The organism is Stenotrophomonas sp. MMGLT7 (genome assembly GCF_021168555.1).
Lineage (GTDB): Bacteria > Pseudomonadota > Gammaproteobacteria > Xanthomonadales > Xanthomonadaceae > MMGLT7.
Genome location: NZ_JAJOZS010000006.1, coordinates 113,594 through 129,593, shown reverse-complemented (window position 1 = coordinate 129,593; position 16,000 = coordinate 113,594). Strand labels below are relative to the sequence as shown.

The 16,000-nt window shown below is 69.7% G+C and carries 13 protein-coding genes; 6 read left to right on the top strand and 7 right to left on the bottom strand.

Annotated elements, in window-relative coordinates:
- The first annotated feature begins 158 nt into the window (after positions 1 to 158).
- The gene (locus tag LRX76_RS09975; RefSeq protein ID WP_231804657.1) at positions 159 to 2,324 is read left to right on the top strand and encodes a M3 family metallopeptidase; all 2,166 of its coding nucleotides are present in this window, start codon (positions 159 to 161) and stop codon (positions 2,322 to 2,324) included.
- A gap of 455 nt (positions 2,325 to 2,779) precedes the next feature.
- Here the strand turns inward: LRX76_RS09975 and cfa are convergent, their stop codons facing one another.
- Genes cfa through LRX76_RS09960 form a run of 3 tightly spaced genes read right to left on the bottom strand, consistent with a single transcriptional unit; the run spans position 2,780 to position 5,101 of the window.
- A complete protein-coding gene (gene cfa / locus LRX76_RS09970) occupies positions 2,780 to 3,895 on the bottom strand; it encodes a cyclopropane fatty acyl phospholipid synthase (protein WP_231804655.1) in 1,116 nt (371 codons plus the stop codon).
- A gap of 18 nt (positions 3,896 to 3,913) precedes the next feature.
- On the bottom strand, positions 3,914 to 4,753 hold the full coding sequence (locus LRX76_RS09965) for a DUF3298 and DUF4163 domain-containing protein (RefSeq protein ID WP_231804653.1): 840 nt from the start codon (positions 4,751 to 4,753) through the stop codon (positions 3,914 to 3,916).
- Between the two features lie 57 nt (positions 4,754 to 4,810).
- Complete coding sequence (locus tag LRX76_RS09960) at positions 4,811 to 5,101, bottom strand: GNAT family N-acetyltransferase (RefSeq protein WP_231804651.1); 291 nt, start codon at positions 5,099 to 5,101, stop codon at positions 4,811 to 4,813.
- A 219-nt stretch (positions 5,102 to 5,320) separates the two neighbouring features.
- On the opposite strand from LRX76_RS09960, the gene LRX76_RS09955 reads away from it, so the two are divergent.
- Positions 5,321 to 5,536 carry a hypothetical protein gene (locus tag LRX76_RS09955; protein WP_231804649.1) on the top strand — a complete coding sequence of 72 codons (216 nt, stop codon included), beginning with the start codon at positions 5,321 to 5,323 and terminating at the stop codon, positions 5,534 to 5,536.
- Positions 5,537 to 5,632: 96 nt separating this feature from the next.
- Here the strand turns inward: LRX76_RS09955 and LRX76_RS09950 are convergent, their stop codons facing one another.
- Positions 5,633 to 6,241: a rhomboid family intramembrane serine protease gene (locus tag LRX76_RS09950; RefSeq protein ID WP_231804647.1), complete on the bottom strand. Its 609-nt coding sequence runs from the start codon at positions 6,239 to 6,241 to the stop codon at positions 5,633 to 5,635.
- A 12-nt stretch (positions 6,242 to 6,253) separates the two neighbouring features.
- On the bottom strand, positions 6,254 to 7,810 hold the full coding sequence (locus LRX76_RS09945; RefSeq protein ID WP_231804645.1) for an oligopeptide:H+ symporter: 1,557 nt from the start codon (positions 7,808 to 7,810) through the stop codon (positions 6,254 to 6,256).
- Positions 7,811 to 8,141: 331 nt separating this feature from the next.
- Here LRX76_RS09945 and LRX76_RS09940 point away from each other — a divergent pair, with 331 nt between their 5' ends.
- A complete protein-coding gene (locus LRX76_RS09940; RefSeq protein ID WP_231804643.1) occupies positions 8,142 to 10,364 on the top strand; it encodes a glycoside hydrolase family 3 protein in 2,223 nt (740 codons plus the stop codon).
- A gap of 232 nt (positions 10,365 to 10,596) precedes the next feature.
- On the opposite strand, the gene LRX76_RS09935 is transcribed toward LRX76_RS09940, so the two are convergent.
- Positions 10,597 to 11,208 carry a superoxide dismutase gene (locus LRX76_RS09935; RefSeq protein ID WP_231804641.1) on the bottom strand — a complete coding sequence of 204 codons (612 nt, stop codon included), beginning with the start codon at positions 11,206 to 11,208 and terminating at the stop codon, positions 10,597 to 10,599.
- A 271-nt stretch (positions 11,209 to 11,479) separates the two neighbouring features.
- Here LRX76_RS09935 and LRX76_RS09930 point away from each other — a divergent pair, with 271 nt between their 5' ends.
- Entirely contained in the window at positions 11,480 to 11,941 is a 462-nt protein-coding gene (locus LRX76_RS09930; RefSeq protein ID WP_231804639.1) for a ribonuclease domain-containing protein, read from the top strand.
- Entirely contained in the window at positions 11,938 to 12,363 is a 426-nt protein-coding gene (locus tag LRX76_RS09925; protein WP_231804637.1) for a barstar family protein, read from the top strand. Before LRX76_RS09930 ends, LRX76_RS09925 begins: the two co-directional genes overlap by 4 nt.
- A 99-nt stretch (positions 12,364 to 12,462) precedes the next feature.
- Here the strand turns inward: LRX76_RS09925 and LRX76_RS09920 are convergent, their stop codons facing one another.
- The gene (locus tag LRX76_RS09920; RefSeq protein ID WP_231804635.1) at positions 12,463 to 14,364 is read right to left on the bottom strand and encodes an ATP-binding cassette domain-containing protein; all 1,902 of its coding nucleotides are present in this window, start codon (positions 14,362 to 14,364) and stop codon (positions 12,463 to 12,465) included.
- Positions 14,365 to 14,623: 259 nt separating this feature from the next.
- Between LRX76_RS09920 and dbpA the strand changes: the two genes are divergently transcribed.
- Positions 14,624 to 16,000, top strand: coding sequence for an ATP-dependent RNA helicase DbpA (gene dbpA, locus LRX76_RS09915; RefSeq protein ID WP_231804633.1), 1,377 nt, complete (start codon positions 14,624 to 14,626; stop codon positions 15,998 to 16,000).

The window sequence follows — 16,000 nt, the reverse complement described above, 5'->3', positions numbered from 1 at the left end:
CCTTTTCGGGGGCTCGGCCGCTCTTTGGCCAAATCGCGGGAAAAGCCCCGGCCGAGCAAGCTCGGCTCTACCCGGCCCGGGCAACATGGCTTTAGTCACGGGCTGGCGGGCGCCGGATCGGTTAGCCTCGGGGGCTGACACCAACGGAGGAAACCGCCTTGACCACCCGCCTTGCCGTCGCGCTGGCCGCGACCCTGGGACTCGCCATGCCCGCCTACTCCATCGCCGCGCCCGCCGCCGCAGGCCAGGCCGCCGTCCAGGCCAATCCGTTCTTCGCCGAGAGCCCGCTGCCGCTGCACTATCCGCAGTTCGACAAGATCAAGGACAGCGATTTCGCGCCCGCCTTCGATGCCGGCATGGCCGAGCAGCTGAAGGAAGTGGAGGCCATCGCCAACAATCCGGCCGCGCCCACCTTCGACAACACCCTGATCGCGCTGGAGAACAGCGGGCAGGTGCTGGACCGCGCCACCACCGTGTTCTTCAACCTGGTCGGCACCGACACCAACGACACCCGCAAGAAGCTGCAGGCCGACTACTCGGCCAGGTTCGCCGCCCACCGCGACGCGATCTCGCTCAACGGCAAGCTGTTCGCCCGCATCAAGAAGCTGTACGACACCCGCAGCCAGCTCGGCCTGGACGCCGAGGGCCTGCGCCTGGTGGAGAAGTACCACGACGACTTCGTGCGCGCCGGCGCGCAGCTGTCCGATGCCGACAAGGCCAAGCTCAAGGACATGAACGCCGAGCTGGCCAGGCTCGGCACCCAGTTCAGCCAGAACGTGCTCAACGAGGTCAACGCCTCGGCGGTCGTGGTCGAGGACAAGGCCCAGCTCGCCGGCCTGTCCGACGCGCAGGTCTCCGCCGCCGCCGAGGCCGCCAAGTCGCGCAAGCTGGACGGCAAGTACGTGATCGCGCTGCTCAACACCACCGGCCAGCCGCCGCTGACCAACCTCCAGGACCGCGCGCTGCGGCAGAAGATCTACGAGGCGTCCATCAACCGCGGCAGCCGCGGCGGCGAGTACGACAACACCGCGCTGGTGTCGCGGATCATGACCCTGCGCGCCAACAAGGCCAGGCTGCTCGGTTTCCCGACCTTCGCCGCCTACTCGCTGCAGAACCAGACCGCCAAGACCCCCGAGGCGGTCAACGCCATGCTCGGCCAGCTGGCGCCGCCGGCGGTGGCCAACGCCAGGCGCGAGGCCGCCGAACTGCAGGCGATGATCGATGCCGAGCAGAAGGCCGCCGGCAAGCCGACCTTCCAGCTGCAGGCATGGGACTGGGCCTACTACAGCGAGAAGGTGCGCCAGGCCAAGTACGCCTTCGACGAATCGCAGCTCAAGCCGTACTTCGAGATGAAGAACGTGCTGGAGAACGGCGTGTTCTACGCCGCCAACCAGGAGTACGGGCTGACCTTCAAGGAACGCCACGACCTGCCCAAGTACCGCGACGACACCTTCGTCTACGACGTGATCGACGCCGACGGCAGCCAGCTGGCGATCTTCATCTTCGACCCGTACGCGCGCGACTCCAAGCGCGGCGGCGCGTGGATGAACTCCTACGTCTCCCAGTCCGGCCTGACCGGCGACAAGCCGGTGGTCGCCAACCACCTCAACGTCCCCAAGCCGCCGGCCGGCCAGCCGACGCTGCTGACCTGGGACGAGGTCACCACCGCCTTCCACGAGTTCGGCCACGCCCTGCACGGCATGTTCTCGAACGTGAAGTACCCCTACTTCTCCGGCACCAGCGTGCCGCGCGACTTCGTCGAGTTCCCCTCGCAGGTCAACGAGATGTGGGCCGACTGGCCGTCGATCCTGAAGAACTACGCCAAGCACTACCAGACCGGCGCGGCGATGCCGCAGGAACTGCTGGACAAGGTGGTGGCCGCGGCCAAGTTCAACCAGGGCTTCGCCACCACCGAGTACCTGGGCGCGGCGATGCTGGACCAGAACTGGCACCAGATCGGCGCCGAGCAGGTGCCGGCCGGCGGCGGCGTCATGGACTTCGAGGCCAAGGCGCTGGCCAAGGACGGGATCGCCTACCCGCCGGTGCCGCCGCGCTACCGCACTCCCTACTTCAGCCACATCATGGGCGGCTACGCGGCCGGCTACTACGCCTACATCTGGTCGGAAGTGCTGGACGCCAACACCCAGCAGTGGTTCCGCCAGAACGGCGGCCTGAGCCGCGCCAACGGCGACCGCTTCCGCGCCACGCTGCTGTCCAAGGGCGGCAGCGTCGATGCGATGCAGCTGTTCCGCGACTTCGCCGGCCACGAGCCGCAGATCGAGCCGCTGCTGGAGAAGCGGGGCCTGACCGCCGGCGGCAACTGAGCCGCCACCGCGATCCTGCGGGCATGGCGCCGCCCGGACCCCGGGCGGCGCTTTTCGTTGCGGGGCCGTGACGCAGCCCGGTTCGGTAGCCCGGGTAAGCGATGCGTACCCGGGACACCGGCCATCCCGGGTGCGCCTCGCTTACCCGTGCTACGGGCGTCGACATGACCGCACCACGAAGACTTCGCAGGTCGGCCCTACGCAGTCGCCGCAGCGATGTCCGGGTCGCTTCATGCACGCCGGGAACGTGGCCCGACCTGTGCCGCCGTGCCAAGCGTTCCCCGCGCGGACGCGGCAAGGCGATCGGCGAGCCGCGGTTTTCCACAGCGGCAGTGGATGAAAGCGCCACAAACGTGTGGATAACTCCGCGCAGCCCTTGCGTCGCGGTCGCCTGCCTTGCGTTGGTCAAAATTTGGCCAGCACGATGTACGCCGCCAGCGCTTCGCGCACGCGGGTCAGCGCGGGGCGACGTAGCCGCCCGGCACCCCGTGCGGCGACAGCACCAGTTGCCACAGCTGCGCATGGCGGCAGCGGAAGGTGGCCATCGAACCGGACAGGTAGAAACGCCACATGCGACGGAAGCGCTCGTCGTAGCGGGAATCGAGCAGGTCCCAGCGCGCCTCGACGTTGCTGCGCCATGCCTGCAGCGTGCGGTCGTAGTCCGGGCCGAAGTTGTGCCAGTCCTCCATCACGAACAGGCCTTCGCTGGCCGTGGCGACCTGTGCGGCCGAGGGCAGCATCGAGTTGGGGAAGATGTAGCGCGCGATCCACGGATCGGTGCGATGCCGGCTGACGTTGGTGCCGATGCTGTGCAGCAGGAACAGCCCATCGTCGCGCAGGCAGCGCCGAGCCGTCTCGAAATAGGTGCGGTAGTTCTTGTCGCCGACATGCTCGAACATGCCGATCGAGAGGATGGCATCGAACCGCTCGTCCAGCTCGCGGTAGTCCTGCAGCCGGATCTCCACCGGCAGCCCGGCGCACAGCTGGCGCGCGTACTCGGCCTGCTGTGCGGAAATGGTCACGCCGACGCCGCTCACACCGTAGCGCTCGCAGGCGTACTTCAGCGCCTCGCCCCAGCCGCAGCCGATGTCCAGCACCCGCTGGCCGGGCTTGAGCCCCAGCTTGCGGCACACCAGGTCGAGCTTGGCCAGCTGGGCATCGTCGAGGTTGTCGGCATGGCGCCAGTAGCCGCAGCTGTAGACCATGCGGCTGCCCAGCATCGCGCGGTAGAGATCGTTGCCGAGGTCGTAGTGGCGCTTGCCGACCTCGTAGCTTCCGCGTCCGGCCTGCAGGTTGAACACCCGCGCCCGCAGGGCATCCCAGATCTCGCTCCAGCCATGCACGCGCTCGTCCAGGCCGGCGCTCATCAGCTGGCACAGGAACGCATCCAGCGAATTGGCGTCCCAGCCACCTTCCATGTAGCTCTCGCCCAGGCCCAGCGATCCCTGCGCCAGCACCCGCGCGTAGAAGCGCGGGTCGTGCACGGCGATGTCCTGCGGACGGTTGCCGCCCACCTGTACATCCGCTTCGGCCAGCAGGCCCTCGACGCGATGTTGCAGATGTGCGGTCACGACGCCGTCTCCTGGCAGCTAGTTGGCGAAAAGCCCCGCGTAGTCGGGCGCCACGTGCGGAAGCAGCACCGAGGCAGGCACTTCGACCCACTGGGTGCCGTCCGAGTATGGACCCACCTGGTACGGAGGGAAAACGAACCTCAGCGCGGTGATCCTGCCGGCGCCGTCCACCACCGGCTCGAACTGGCTGAAATTGTCCGGATCGGCCGCGGTCCCCTCGGCGATCATCTTCTCCGAGCCGCTGACCAGCGCCTGCCGGTCTTCCGGCGACAGCTGCTCGCTGTCGGCGCGCGCCTCCACCTTCGCGCGCAACTGCGCCGCCGCATAGCCGCCGACCGCGCGCCAGCCGTCGGCCGAGGTGATCAGCTCGCGCGCCTCGAGCATGCGCTGCTGCTGCGGCAACCACACGAAGCGCGCCACCAGCGGCTCGCCGTGGGCGCCGCCGGTATAGCGGCTGCCGTCGGCGGCCACCGCGACCAGCGAGGGCGTGTCGAGCCTCTGCTCGAAGCTCAGCGACAGTTCGTACGGCGCGGTGGGCCTGTCGTTGCCCAGCCCTTCCACCGCCTGCATCAATTCGGCGCGCGCGGCCTCGGCGTAGGCATGCAGTGCCTGCGCCAGCCCGGGGTACTTGGCCGCCACCGGCGGATAGCTGATGCCCACCACGTAGCTCGGAGTGTTCTCGATGACGTCCTTGAGTTCGGCCGGGTCGTCGGACACGGCTTCGTCCACCGGGGCCGGCTGCGCAGCCGTGGCGGTATCGGCCGGCGCGGCGGCCGGCTCGCGCTTGCATGCCGCCAGCGCCAGCATCGTCGCCAGTGCCAGGACCGACAGCGCGGTCCCCTTCCCTAACCTGTACATCTCGCGCTCCATGGATTTGCGTGAAAGTCTATGCCTGTACGGATGCGATGGCCAAAGTCACGCCAGCAGGTCGGCGTACTGGGGATGCCGCCGCATGAAGGCCGCCGCATAGGAGCAGGCCGGTACCACCTTGATCCGCTCGTCTCGGGCGAACTCCAGCAACGCCGTCATCAGCGCCGCGGCGATGCCGCGCCCGCCGATGGCCTCGGGAACCCCGGTGTGGGTGACCACCAGCCGGCCCGCCCCCGTGTCGAGGTCGTAGTCCAGCCGTGCGGTGTTGCCGTCGACCTCGGTCAGGAAACAGCCGTTGGCGCGATCGTGGTGGATGTCGGCTGAAGTGCCGGCCATGGCCGATTCCCCGTATTGAACGCGGCGGATTGTGCCCCAGGCCGGTGCAGTGGCGGTGTGAAACCGGATTGCGACGAGGCCCGCCGTTGGATGCCGGAGTGAGGCCTCAAGCCTGCCGCGCGGCTGCCGATAGTCCCGATCGAGGGATCCTGGAAACCGGCACGACCCCGCGCCGGCAAGCCGGACCCGACCCGCCGACACCGCTCCGGAGACCCGCCCATGAAGCCACTCGATCCCGCCAGCATGGACACCGATCCGGACGGCGCGGCGCTGCTCGAAGGCCTGCTGCAACTTGCGATCGCCGGCCACACCGAAGGCCCCGAGTTCGAACAGCTGGACGGCGAGGTCTACCGCCGCCTGTACGCCAGCTACGGCGTGCAGACCAAGCTCGCCGGCGTGCAGCTGCGCGGCAGCGAGCCGGCAAAAGCGGCCTGACGCCCCGGGCGCGATGCCCGGACAAGCCGTAGGCCGCTCCTACGCTCACTGCTACAGGCCGCTGCCGCACGGGCTTGCGGGCCCCGCCCCGCTCCCTCAGCCGAAGCGCGGGTTCATCAGTTGCTCCAGGAACACCTGCAGCACCCGCGGCTCCATCATCAGCATGAACATCACGCCGAACGCGGCACCGGCCAGGTGCGCGCTGTGGTTGATGCGATCGCCGCCGCGGCGGTCCATCCAGATGCTGTAGCCGACGTAGAACACCGCATAGACGATCGCCGGCGCCGGGATGAAGAACACCAGGATGATGGTCCACGGCGCCAGCAGGATGTAGGCGAACAGCACCGCCGAGACCGCGCCCGAGGCGCCCAGGCTCAGGTAGTTGGGGTTCTTCTGGTTCTTGATGTAGCTGGGCAGGATCGAGACCACCAGCGCCGCCAGGTAGAACAGCGGATAGGTCAGCGCGCTGCCGGTCACCTGCCCCATCACCTGCTCGATCGGCCGCCCGAAGAAGAACAGCGTGATCATGTTGAACAGCAGGTGCGGGAGGTCGGCGTGGATGAAGCCGTAGGTCACCAGGCGGTCATACTGGCGATTGCGCGACAGCGCCGGCGGCCACAGGATCAGCCGGTCGGCCAGCTTGCGGTTGTTGAACGCCATCCACGACACCACGGCGGTGATGGCGATCAGGATCAGGGTGATCATCCAGCGGTTTCCTCAGGCAGTACGGTAGTTGTCGACCATGCGATAGGTGCGGGCATACAGGCCGAAGGCCAGCGCCGCCAGGAACGCGAAGCCGGCGAAGAAGAACATCAGGAAGGCGGCCTCGCTCAGCCCGGTGTCGGCGATGCGCCCGGTCACCACGTCGTTGCGCACCGCCGCGTTGGACAGCAGCACCCACAGGTTGCCGACCGTGGTGGTCAGGTTCCAGAAGCTCATCACCACGCCCTTCATCTGCGCCGGCGCCTGGCTGTAGGCGAACTCCAGGCCGGTGGCCGAGACCAGCACCTCGCCGAAGGTCAGCAGCGCGTACGGCAGGATCTGCCAGGCGATGGACACCGGGTCGCCGCCATCGATCGCCAGTTGCAGCGAGCCCACCACCACCCAGGCCAGGCCGCTGAAGGCGATGCCGGCGGTCATCCTGCGCAGCGCGGTCGGCTCCCAGCCCAGCCTGCGCAGCAGCGGGTACAGCACCAGGTTGTTGAACGGGATCAGGATCATCACCAGCGCCGGGTTCAGCGCCTGCATCTGCGAGGCGGTGAACCAGCTCGGCATCGTCATCTGCTGGCCCTGCAGCACCCAGGTCGAGGCCTTCTGGTCGAACAGCGAGAAGAACGGCGTGGTCAGGGCGAAGATCACCAGCACCCGCAGTACCGTGCGCACGCCGTCCACCGCCGCGTCCGGATGCAGCGCGCGGGCGCGTTCGAGCTGCCACCAGGTGCCGCCGCCGACGCCGGCCAGCAGGATCACCAGCGCCAGGCACAGCGCGATCACGATGCCCAGGGTGGCCGACAGCAGCAGGCTGGCCAGCGCCGCCAGCACGCCCAGGACCGCCAGCACCAGGCCCGGCCGGCCCTGCCCCGGCGCCTGCGCCAGCAGCGCGGTGCGCGCCACGTTGGCGAACGAATGCGGGTCCTTGGGCGGCAGCGGCACGCGCACGTAGCGGTGGCGGCCGAGCCAGAACACCAGCGTGGCCACGAACATCAGGATGCCGGGGATGCCGAACGCCCACTGCGGCCCGAGGTTCTTCAGCGCCAGCGGGATCAGCAGCGAGGCGAACAGCGAGCCGAAGTTGATGATCCAGTAGAACGCGTCGAACACCACCCGCGCCAGGTGCTTGTTGCCCTGGTCGAACTGGTCGCCCATGAACGAGGCCACCAGCGGCTTGATGCCGCCCGCGCCCAGCGCGATCAGCCCCAGGCCGAGGAAGAACCCGCCGCGGCTGCCCTCGAACAGCGCCAGGCAGGCGTGGCCGGCGCAGTACACCAGCGAGAACCACAGGATGGTGTGGTACTTGCCGAAGAAGCGGTCGGCCAGCCAGCCGCCAAGCAGCGGGAAGAAGTACACGCCGATCATGAAGCTGTGCATGATGTGCTTGGCCTCGGCCTCGCGGCCGGGCGCGGTGATCTCCTGCAGCAGCAGCGAGGTGATCAGGAACTGCACCAGGATGTTGCGCATCCCGTAGAAGCTGAAGCGCTCGCAGGCCTCGTTGCCGATGATGAAGGGGATCTGCCGCGGCAAGCGCGCGGCGGCGGCGTTCGGTGTCGTCGTCAAGGCCTGGTCCGGTCGGGCAAAGCCGCAAGCCTACCGTATCGGCGGCCGGCGCCACCACGCCCCGGATCAACGCACTTTGCTGCACCGCGCATTGGCCCGCGCCGGGCAGGCGCCTACAGTGGCCCCCGCCACGGCCAGCGGGCGCGGGCGGGCGCGACCATTTGCCACCGCCGCGGCACCCGCCGGACCGTTACCGTGGACGCCCCTGGCCGCCTGCGCGGGGCCGGCCCGGCGCAGGCATGCCGGCCGGCCCGCGACGCTGCCGGCCATCCGCTCCCACCCTCTCCCACCACACCGCAACCGGAGAAAGCACGCCATGTCACGCCCCGAGATGGAACCGATTACAGCGTGGCACCGGCGCCCCATCGCGCTGCTGCTGGCGGCCGCGGCCGCGATCATCGCCGTCCCCGCCGCCGCGCAAGCCCCGGCCTGGATGGATGCGCGGCTGGACCCTGACCGGCGCGCCGGACTGCTGCTGGCGCAGATGAGCGAGGACGAGAAGTTCACGATGCTGCGCAGCTACTTCGGCCTGGGCACGGACAAGATCTCGCGCCCCGCCGGCGCGCTGGGTTCGGCCGGCTACGTGCCCGGCATCGAGCGGTTGCATGTCCCGCCCCAGCAGCTGGCCGACGCCGGACTGGGCGTCACCAACCCCGGCGGCATCCGCCCCGGCGACTTCGCCACCGCGATGCCCTCCGGCACCGCCACCGCCTCGACCTGGAACCGTGCGCTGGCGTTCGAGGGCGGCCGCACCATGGGCCGCGAGTCGTGGCAGCTTGGCTTCAACGTGCTGCTGGCCGGCAGCGTCAACCTGCAGCGCGACCCGCGCAACGGCCGCAACTTCGAGTACGCCGGCGAGGACCCGCTGCTGGCCGGCGTCATGGTCGGCGAGTCGATCCGCGGCGTGCAGAGCGAGCACGTCATCTCCACGATCAAGCACTACGCGCTCAACGACATGGAGACCCGGCGCAACTTCCACAGCGCGCAGATCGGCGTGCAGGCGATGCACGAGTCGGACCTGCTGGCGTTCGAGATCGCGCTGGGCATCGGCCGGCCCGGCTCGGTGATGTGCTCCTACAACAGGATCAATGGCGTCTACGGCTGCGAGCACGACTACCTGCTCAACCAGGTGCTCAAGCAGCAGTGGAAGTTCCCCGGCTACGTCATGTCCGACTGGGGCGGCGTGCACAGCGGCTCCAGGGCCGCGCTGGCCGGGCTGGACCAGCAGTCGGCCGGCGAGGTGTTCGACGACGCCGTGTTCTTCGACGTGCCGCTGCGCATGGCGGTGTCGGCGGGCGTGGTGCCGCGCGCGCGGCTGGACGACATGGTCCGGCGCATCCTGCGCAGCATGTTCGCGTACGGCGCGTTCGACCATCCGCCGCAGCGCGGCGCCATCGACGCCGAGGCCGGGACGCTGGCCGCCCGCCGCGTGAGCCAGGAGGGCAGCGTGCTGCTGCGCAACCAGGGCGACCTGCTGCCGCTGCCCGCCGACACCGCCCGCCTGCTGGTGGTCGGCGGGCATGCCGACAAGGGCGTGCTCGCCGGCGGCGGCTCCTCGCGGGTGGACTACACCGCGCGGGGCGGCAACGCGGTGCCCGGCCTGGCCCCGACCAGCTGGCCGGGCCCGGTGGTGTTCCACCCGTCCTCGCCGCTGCAGGCCCTGCGCGCGGCACTGCCGCGCACGCGCATCGACTACGTGGACGGCAGCGACCCGGCCGCCGCCGCACGCGCCGCGCGCGCCGCCGACGCGGCGATCGTGTTCGCCACGCAGTGGGCGGCCGAATCGGTGGACCTGCCGGACATGCGCCTGCCCGACGGCCAGGACGCGCTGGTCGCCGCCGTCGCCGCGGCCAATCCCAGGACCGTGGTGGTGCTGGAGACCAACGGCCCGGTGCGCCTGCCCTGGCTGGCGCAGGTGCCGGCGCTGCTGCAGGCGTGGTACCCCGGCATCGGTGGCGGCAAGGCCATCGCCGACCTGCTGACCGGCGCGGTCAATCCCTCAGGCCATCTGCCGGTGACCTGGCCGGTCGACGAATCGCAGCTGCCGCGGCCGTCGATCCCGGGGCTGGGCTTCGCACCCGCGCAACCGGGCGGGGACAGCATCGACTACGACATCGAGGGCGCCAACGTCGGCTACAAGTGGTTCGCCGCGCGCGGTCTCGTCCCCGCCTTCGCCTTCGGCCACGGCCTGTCCTACACCAGCTTCGCCTTCGAGGACCTGCAAGCCACGGTCGACGGCAGCCGCCTGGTCGCCAGCGTCGAGGTCGCCAACACCGGCGCGCGCGCCGGCGCGGCGGTACCGCAGCTGTATCTGCGCATGCCGCAGGGGCATGCGACGCCGATCCGCCTGGCGGGCTGGGAGAAGGTCGCACTGGCACCGGGCGAGCGCCGCCGGGTCGAGATCGTGGCCGAGCCCCGGGTGCTGGCCGACTACGATCCGCAGGCACGGCAATGGAAGATCGCCGCCGGCCGCTACCGGCTGGAACTGGCACGCTCGGCGATCGAGCCGGTGCTGCAGGCCGAGGTCGAGTTGCCTGCCAGCGTGCTGCAGTGAAGCGGCGGGAATCGGGAATCGGGAATGGAGAATCGCAAAGGCAGGGCCACACGGGACGGGAAGTCCAGAGAGCCTGCAGCGACGGCACGAGCTCGCGGGAAACCGCTCTTGCCGATTCTCCATTCCCGATTCCCGATTCCCGCCCCACAGATTCCCGATTCCCCACTCACGCAAAAGGCCGGGACATGCCCGGCCTTCTGCGCGATGCGGATAGCCCCGTGCGGGGCTGCGATCAGGCGATCGCGTCCTTGTAGCGGCGCTCCACCTCGTCCCAGTTGACGACGTTGTAGAAGGCGCCGATGTACTCGGGGCGGCGGTTCTGGTACTTCAGGTAGTAGGCGTGTTCCCACACATCCAGGCCCAGCACCGGGACCTCGCCGTCGGTCAGCGGGCTGTCCTGGTTGGCGCTGCTGGTGACCTTGAGCTTCTTGTCCGGGGTGACCACCAGCCACGCCCAGCCGGAGCCGAAGCGGCTCACCGCGGCCTTGGTGAAGGCTTCCTTGAACTTCTCGAACCCGCCCAGGTCGGCCTCGATAGCCTTGGCGACTTCGCCCTTGGGCTCGCCGCCGCCGTTGGGCGAGAGCCACTGCCAGAACAGCGAGTGGTTGTAGTGGCCGCCACCGTTGTTGCGGACCGCGGTCTGCAGGTTCTCCGGCAGCGTCTTGATCTTGGCCACCAGTTCCTCGACCGGCAGGTCGGCGTACTCGGTGCCTTCCAGCGCGGCGTTGACGTTGTTGATGTAGGTCTGGTGGTGCTTGGTGTAGTGGATCTCCATCGTCTTCGCGTCGATGTTCGGCTCGAGCGCGTCGTAGGCGTAGGGCAGCTTCGGAAGGGTATAGGCCATGAGGGTCTCCTGGACTCGTCGCCCGGCGGGGGCCGGGCGTTGCGTGGTGAATGGTAGGGACGAAGCGCGCGCTTACCAAGCAGGGCGGGGAAATACTCCATTCCACCGGGCTGCCGAAAGCACTGCGGCGACTTCGCCGGCACACCGCATACCATGCACCGCACCCCGGTTATTCCAGCGTGAACCGGCACGCCGCGGGCGCCTCGTTCAACCTGGCAACAGCCAGGCGCGGCCATACTGCATGCGTCTTTCGCCACCGCAGCGTTTCCCGATGCGCAAGCCTGTACTGCTGATCGTCGCCATCGTCCTGCTGGTCGGCGGCCTGTGGGGCATCCGCTCCCTGCAACACGCGCCGCCGCCGGACTTCGCACCACCGTCGCTGCCGGCCCCGGCACAGCCGAGCCCTGTCGAAGCGGCACGCGACCAGCCCGGCGACGATGCCGCGCTGCCCGCGTTCCTGCCGGCCGAGGCGCGGCAGACCATCGCCCTGATCCAGCGTGGCGGCCCCTACCCGCACGCGCAGGACGGCAGCGTATTCGGCAACCGCGAGGGCCGCCTGCCGCAGCGTCCGCGCGGCTATTACCGCGAGTACACGGTCGACACGCCCGGCCTGTCGCATCGTGGCGCGCGCCGCATCGTCACCGGCGGCGACCCGCCGCAGGCGTGGTACTACAGCGAGGACCACTACGAGAACTTCCTCAGTTTCGAGGTCCCGGCACGGGTGCAGCCATGAGCAACGACTTCGACCTCGCCCTGGGCGATGCCGCCTCCTCGGGCGTCTACCAGGTCGCCCCCGGCGACCTCGACGCGCTGGCGGCGCTGGCGCGCGATGCCGGCCTGCGCATCTGCCGCATCGACCTGCGCGGCTGCCGCGACAAGCGCACGCTGCTGCTGCGGCTGTCGGCGCAACTGGATTTCCCGCCGGGGTTCGGCCGCAACTGGGACGCGCTGTCCGATGCCCTGCGCGACCTGTCGTGGCTGCCCGCTCCCGGCGGCTATGCGCTGCTGTTCGAGGATGCCGCGGAACTGCAGGCGCAGGCCCAGCCCGACTTCGCCACCCTGCTCGACATCCTCGACGAGGCCGCGCAGCGCTGGGCCGGCGAGCGCCTGCCGTTCGTGTGTTTTCTCGACCTGCCCGGGAGCGCGGCTGCCTAGGCGGCGGGGATTGGGGATTGGGGATTGGGGATTGGCGAAAGCCAAGCCCAGCCCTTGCGAATCCCCAATCCCCAATCCCCAATCCCCAATCCCCGCCCCTCACCCATCCAGTTCGGCCCAGCGCGCGTAGGCCGCGTCCAGTTCGGCCTGGACGGCGGCCAGTGCGTCGTTGTCGGCGGCGATCGCGGCGGCCTCGCGCTGGTAGAAGGCGGGCTCGTTCATCGCCGCGGTCATCGCCGCGACCCGGCCTTCCAGCGTCTCGATGCGGCCCGGCAACTGCTCCAGCTCGCGTGCGTCCTTGTAGCTGAGCTTGCGCCTGGCCGGCGCCGCCCCGGCCGCGGCGGGCGTGTCCTGCGCCGGCGCCGCGGCCGGCACAACCACGGTGGCTTCGGCCGGGACGGCACGCTGCCGCAGCCACGACTGGCTGCCCTGGCGCGTCCAGTCGCTGTAGCCGCCGACGTACTCGCCGATGCGGCCGTCGCCCTCCATCACCATGGTCGAGGTGACCACGTTGTCGATGAAGTCGCGGTCGTGGCTGACCAGCAGCAACGTACCGGCGTAGTCGCCCAGCAGTTCCTCCAGCAGCTCCAGCGTCTCCACGTCGAGGTCGTTGGTGGGTTCGTCCATCACCAGCAGGTTGGACGGCTGCGCGAACAGCCGCGCCAGCAGCAGCCGGTTGCGCTCGCCGCCGGACAGGCGGGTGATCGGCGCGCGCGCGCGCTCGGGTGTGAACAGGAAATCCTGCAGGTAGGACAGCACGTGCTTGCGCTTGCCGCCGACCTCGACGAAGTCCGCGCCCTCGGCCACGTTCTCGATCGCGTTCCAGTCCTCGCGCAAGGTGGCGCGGTACTGGTCGAAGTAGGCCACCTGCAGGTTGGTGCCCTGGCGGATCTCGCCGGACTGCGGCTGCAGTTCGCCCAGCAGCAGCTTGAGCAGGGTGGTCTTGCCGCTGCCGTTGGGGCCGATCAGGCCGATGCGGTCGCCGCGCAGGATCACGGTGGAGAAATCGCGCACCATCACCCGCTCGCCGTACGCGAACGTCACCTCCTTGGCCTCGATCACCTTCTTGCCGGACGACTCGCCCTGCGCCGCGGCCATCCTGACGTTGCCGCCCAGCTCGCGCCGCTGCGAGCGCTCGCTGCGCATCGCCTTGAGCCGGCGCACGCGGCCCTCGTCGCGGGTGCGGCGGGCCTTGATGCCCTGGCGGATCCACGCCTCCTCCTGCGCCAGCAGCTTGTCGAAGCGGGCGTTCTCCTGCGCCTGCGCGTTGAGCCGTTCCTCGCGGCGGCGCTCGTAGTTGGCCCAGTCGCCCGGCCAGCTGGTCACCTGGCCGCGATCGATCTCGACGATGCGGGTGGCCAGCGCGCGCAGGAAGCGGCGGTCGTGGGTGACGAACACCACGCTGCCGTTCCAGCCCTTGAGGAAGACCTCGAGCCAGTCGATCGCCTCGATGTCCAGGTGGTTGGTCGGCTCGTCCAGCAGCAGCACGTCCGGCGCCGACACCAGCGCGCGCGCCAGCAGCACCCGCCGCTTCATGCCGCCGGACAGCCGCGCGAACTGCGCGCCGCCGTCCAGCTCCAGCTTGGTCAGGGTCTCGTCCACGCGCTGCTCCAGCGCCCAGCCCTGCGCGCCGTCGATCTTCGCCTGCACCTTGCCCAGCGCGTCGCCGTCGAACACCTCGGCATGGCTGAGGCGATGGAACTCGGCCAGCCACTGGCCCAGCTCGCCCAGGCCGTCGGCGACCACGTCGAACACGCTGCCGGCGGCGCCGTGCGGCACTTCCTGTTCCAGCCGGGCGATGCGCACGCCCTGCTGCACGCGCACCTCGCCGTCGTCGGGCTTCAGCTCGCCGGCGATGAGCTTCATCAGCGTGGACTTGCCGGCGCCGTTGCGGCCGATCAGGGCGATACGCTCGCCCGGCTCGATGGCCAACTCGACTTTTTCCAGCAACAACGGGCCGCCGACGCTGTAGTCGACGTTCTGCAAGGTGATCAGGGGCATGGGGGGATTGTACGGGAGGCCGGGATTGGGGATTGGGGATTGGGGATTGGGGATTGGGGATTGGGGATTGGGGATTGGGGATTCGGGATTCGGGATTCGGGATTCGGGATTCGCAAGAGCGTGTCACGGACAGGCCGTTGTGATGGCGGGCGAGCGGTCTCCATGCATCAGTGAATGTCGGGGCCGAAGCAAAGCCGCTCTTGCCAATCCCTAATCCCCAATCCCCAATCCCCAATCCCGGCCTCCCCTACAATGCCGCATGACCGACTTCGCCTCCCTGCCCCTGTCGCCGTCGCTGCTGCCCGGCATCGACGCTCTCGGCTATACCGCCCTCACCCCGATCCAGGCGCAGAGCCTGCCGCCGATCCTCGATGGCCGCGACGTCATCGCGCAGGCGCCGACCGGCAGCGGCAAGACCGCCGCCTTCGGCCTGGGCCTGCTGCACCGGCTCGACCCGGCGCTGGTGCGTGCGCAGGCACTGGTGCTGTGCCCGACCCGCGAACTGGCCGACCAGGTCGGCAAGCAGCTGCGCAAGCTGGCCACCGGCATCCCCAACCTCAAGCTGCTGGTACTGACCGGCGGGATGCCGCTGGGCCCTCAGCTGGCCTCGCTGGAGGCGCACGACCCGCAGGTGGTGGTGGGCACGCCCGGGCGCATCCAGGAGCTGGCGCGCAAGCGCGCGCTGCACCTGGGCGGGGTGAAGACGCTGGTGCTGGACGAGGCCGACCGCATGCTCGACATGGGCTTCGAGGAACCGATCCGCGAGATCGCCGGGCGCACGTCCAAGGATCGCCAGAGCCTGCTGTTCTCGGCCACCTTTCCCGAGCCGATCCGCGAACTGGCGCGGCAGTTGCTGCACGAGCCGGTGGAAGTCACCGTCGAAGGCGGCGACAGCGCGCCGGTGATCGAGCAGCTGTTCTTCGAGGTGGAACCGGCGCACCGGCAGAAGGCGGTGGCCGGGCTGCTGCTGCGGCACGCGCCGGAATCGGCGGTGGTGTTCTGCAACACCCGCAAGGACGTGGACGAGGTGGCCAACTCGCTGCAGCAGTTCGGCTTCTCCGCCCTCGCCCTGCACGGCGACATGGAGCAGCGCGACCGCGACGAGGTGCTGCTGCGCCTGGCCAACCGCAGCTGCAACGTGCTGGTGGCCAGCGACGTGGCCGCGCGCGGGCTGGACGTGGCCGACCTGGCCGCGGTGGTGAACTACGAGCTGCCCACCGACGCGCAGACCTACCGCCACCGCATCGGACGCACCGGCCGCGCCGGCAAGCCCGGGCTGGCGCTGAGCCTGGCCACGCCACGCGAGATGCCGCGCGCGCAGGCGATCGAGGACGAACTGGGGCATGCACCGGCCTGGTCGCGCTCGCCGCTGGCCACCGGCAGGCCGCCGCAGCTGCCGCAGGCGTCGATGACCACGCTGCGCATCGACGGCGGCAAGACCGACAAGCTGCGTGCCGGCGACATCCTCGGCGCGCTCACCGGCGAGGCCGGCCTGCCCGGCAAGGCCATCGGCCGGATCGACATCTTCGCCACCCGCTCCTACGTGGCGGTGGCGCGGGCGCAGGCGGACAAGGCGCTGCAGCGGCTGGAGGCCGGCAGGATCAAGGGCCGGCGCTTCCGCGTGCGCAGGCTCTGA

Bases quoted from the DNA above. Each gene is read 5' to 3' on its own strand.
- LRX76_RS09965 (WP_231804653.1), bottom strand. From the start codon at position 4,753: ATGTACAGGTTAGGGAAGGGGACCGCGCTGTCGGTCCTGGCACTGGCG.
- LRX76_RS09960 (WP_231804651.1), bottom strand. From the start codon at position 5,101: ATGGCCGGCACTTCAGCCGACATCCACCACGATCGCGCCAACGGCTGT.
- LRX76_RS09955 (WP_231804649.1), top strand. From the start codon at position 5,321: ATGAAGCCACTCGATCCCGCCAGCATGGACACCGATCCGGACGGCGCG.
- LRX76_RS09950 (WP_231804647.1), bottom strand. From the start codon at position 6,241: ATGATCACCCTGATCCTGATCGCCATCACCGCCGTGGTGTCGTGGATG.
- LRX76_RS09940 (WP_231804643.1), top strand. From the start codon at position 8,142: ATGGAACCGATTACAGCGTGGCACCGGCGCCCCATCGCGCTGCTGCTG.
- LRX76_RS09935 (WP_231804641.1), bottom strand. From the start codon at position 11,208: ATGGCCTATACCCTTCCGAAGCTGCCCTACGCCTACGACGCGCTCGAG.
- LRX76_RS09930 (WP_231804639.1), top strand. From the start codon at position 11,480: ATGCGCAAGCCTGTACTGCTGATCGTCGCCATCGTCCTGCTGGTCGGC.
- LRX76_RS09925 (WP_231804637.1), top strand. From the start codon at position 11,938: ATGAGCAACGACTTCGACCTCGCCCTGGGCGATGCCGCCTCCTCGGGC.
- LRX76_RS09920 (WP_231804635.1), bottom strand. From the start codon at position 14,364: ATGCCCCTGATCACCTTGCAGAACGTCGACTACAGCGTCGGCGGCCCG.
- dbpA (WP_231804633.1), top strand. From the start codon at position 14,624: ATGACCGACTTCGCCTCCCTGCCCCTGTCGCCGTCGCTGCTGCCCGGC.